Here is a 2,771-nt window from a genome sequence, read left to right as displayed (position 1 = left end):
GGCGTGCCCGACTGGGCGCCGAACGCGCGCAACGCGTCGCCGAGCATGGGCGCGTCGATGTTGAACGCGACCTCACCGCCCGGCGCTGGCGTTTCGGCATGAACACCGCCCATGCCGGCTGACAGGATGATGGTTGAAGCTGCAGCGCTGAACAGCCGCGTTTTGAATAGTGACATATTGAACATGGACCCCTCCGGATTGCCTGACCCGCGTCAGGGGTTCGCCCCGGACGCTCAGGGCATTCAACGAGTGAGGGAAAACAAGCGGCAGGAGAATTGCGGACTTTGGTGGATCGGGTGATCGCCTGGTCGATAGAACGGACGCGCCAGTCCGAAAGCGCGGGGAGGACTGCGCTCTGGCAGCGGCAAAGTCCGCCCAGCCCCGTCTGCTGGGAAATTGAGTGAGGTATTCCCAGGTTAATAGCGACCTGACGACAACAGGCCCGCATGCATCAGATGGCGATCAAGCCAGAGGCTCGGTGCCTTCACTCAGCAGATCCAGATACCGCGTGTACGCAAAGACACGCCCGCGTGTGCGGCCGGTGACTTCGGAGACGATGCCGTGCTTCTGAAGATTCTGAAGCCCAGTGTTTGCGGAAGGAAAGGAGACGCCTGCCCGCTCGGCAGCCGTGGCGATGGTGACAAGCGGTTGGGTCTGCAGGACACGAAATATCTGTCTGGCGGTCGGCGCAGCACGGCCAAGGCCTTTCAGCTTTTCAGCGTCCTCAATGAACATGGCTTCAATCGTCCGCGCGGCTTCATGCGCCTGGCGCGCCACATCCCGCACGCCTGTCAGAAAGAATTCCAGCCAGGCTTCCCAGCGGCCATGTTCACGGACTTCCTGAAGCAGCGCATAATAGGTGGTTCGATGCGTCTTCAAATAGAGGCTGAGATAGAGAAGCGGTTCTTCGAGAATACCCTGTTCGCAAAGGTAAAGTGTAACCAGGAGCCTGCCGAGACGGCCATTGCCGTCGAGAAAGGGATGCACCGTCTCGAACTGAACATGCGCAAGGCCCGCCTTGATGACAGGGGGCAAGCCGCTGTCCGCCTCATGGAGGAAGCGTTCAAGATCGCGCATCAGGTCTTCAACAAGATGTGGGGGTGGCGGCACGAACAGGGCATTTCCAGGCCGCGTTCCGCCGATCCAGTTCTGTGACCGGCGAAAATCTCCAGGCTGCCTGGTACTCCCCCGTCCCATGGCGAGCAGGATGGCGTGCATTTCCCGCATCAGTCGCAATGAGAACGGAAACCCGTTGCGCAATCTTTCGAGTCCATGATTCAGGGCGGCCACATAGGTTGAGACCTCCTCGACATCATCGACGGGCGCACCGGGCGCTTCAGCTTCTTCATAGAGCAGGAGATCGGAGAGCGAGGATTGTGTGCCCTCGATCTGTGACGACAGAAGGGCCTCCTTGCGGATATACATGTAGAGAAATAGCGACGTATCCGGCGCAACCGAGCGAACACCATCAAGCCTGCCCAGTGCATACATGGCTTCGCTGACCAGCCCTGACAGGCCCGTCAAATCAAGTCCCGGTTCGGGCGGCAGAGGCTTTGGGACATAGGCGCGCACTGTTTCGCCTGCGACTGAGCTCGTCGCATAGGTTCCGATCCGCCCGCTGCGGGAGTCCTGATCCATGACGCATCCTTTAATAAGTCATCATCACTATTAAAGAATAACCATTTATTCTTTAATAACAAGCTCCGCCGATTAAAGGCAACCCTTCACGCCGCGGTTTGGGAAGATCCGGGATGTCCTCCCGGACGGTCGATGAGATAGATGCTGACGTGATCTGGTGAAAGTTGGCCGTATTTTGTGTTCGTGTTCCCGCTTATGTCCTGGAAGCGGAAGGCTGTGAGGAAGCGCCCCGGTAGACAGGATGGGTGTTGGGCGACGAACGCCGGCACCACATGGCCGGGCGTCCCTGCCTCGATGCTGAACGCGTGCTATCTCGCCGGCGCGGGCGTTTCGGCATGGGCGCCGCCCATGCCGGACGACAGGATGATGGTTGCCGCCGCGGCGCTGAACAGCCGCGTTTTGAATAATTTCTTGTTGAACAGGACCCCTCCGGATTGCTTGGCCTCGTCCGGGGTCCGCTCCGGACGCTCAGGGCATTCAACGAGTTGGTGAGAGGATGTGGCAGTCCTGTTTTTGACTGTCTGGCAATTCTGTCAGGCGCACCATTGGCTATACGCGCCTGGCTCGCGCGCTGCCCACCTGATACAGGTGGCAGAGGCTCCGCTACGCGCCAGAATTCCTACTGTGATCCGGATACGCATCATTGTCTTAGGCAGGATCTGGCACCCCGACCGGGAGTCTCCTGCCTGGCGGCATAAAAGTCGCTCGGTATGCTGGCCTACCCCGCGCTGGCAATCAGTTTTGCGAGCTTTGCGCTAAAGAATCGCGGGCTCCAGAGATCGAGCGATTTCAGCTCATCCGGACGCAGGAAGCGGCGGACATCGGTTCGCGCCACCTCCCAGTCCACCGTATCAATCCGATCTCCGAGCGCGCGGTTCAGCCAGGCCGTGTCAACCTTCAGGTCCTTCTGGCCACTCCAGGGGCCGAATTGGATGAGCGCGGCCTGAAGGTGCGCCAGGTTCGGGAAGACGCCCCTGGCCACGTACCAGGAGAAATCATACCAGTCCCGGCCTTTCAGATAGTCCCGGCAAAGTAGGGCATGAATCTTCAGGGCAAAATTCGACGCGAGGTCCTGGTGGCGCACTTCATGGTCTGCCGGAAAATCAAGGAACGTCCAGGCGTCAGTGGAAAAT

General features: G+C 59.4%; 3 protein-coding genes. All 3 read right to left on the bottom strand.

The annotated features are described in order from the left end of the window. A partial coding sequence (locus HOC_RS20255) for a hypothetical protein (RefSeq protein ID WP_035542294.1) occupies positions 1-185 on the bottom strand: 185 nt, incomplete at its 3' end. A 277-nt stretch (positions 186-462) separates the two neighbouring features. Continuing rightward, the gene (locus tag HOC_RS20250) at positions 463-1,638 is read right to left on the bottom strand and encodes a Fic family protein (protein ID WP_035542291.1); all 1,176 of its coding nucleotides are present in this window, start codon (positions 1,636-1,638) and stop codon (positions 463-465) included. A gap of 718 nt (positions 1,639-2,356) precedes the next feature. After that, the coding region (locus HOC_RS20245) for a nucleotidyl transferase AbiEii/AbiGii toxin family protein (RefSeq protein WP_035542289.1) at positions 2,357-2,771 on the bottom strand (415 nt) is incomplete at its 5' end.

This window comes from Hyphomonas oceanitis SCH89 (assembly GCF_000685295.1).
Lineage (GTDB): Bacteria > Pseudomonadota > Alphaproteobacteria > Caulobacterales > Hyphomonadaceae > Hyphomonas > Hyphomonas oceanitis.
The sequence above is the reverse complement of the archived record's forward strand: the minus strand, read 5'-3'. Positions and strand labels throughout refer to the sequence as shown.

Coding starts and splice junctions, on each gene's coding strand:
- HOC_RS20250 (WP_035542291.1), bottom strand. CDS start 1,638: ATGGATCAGGACTCCCGCAGCGGGCGGATCGGAACCTATGCGACGAGC.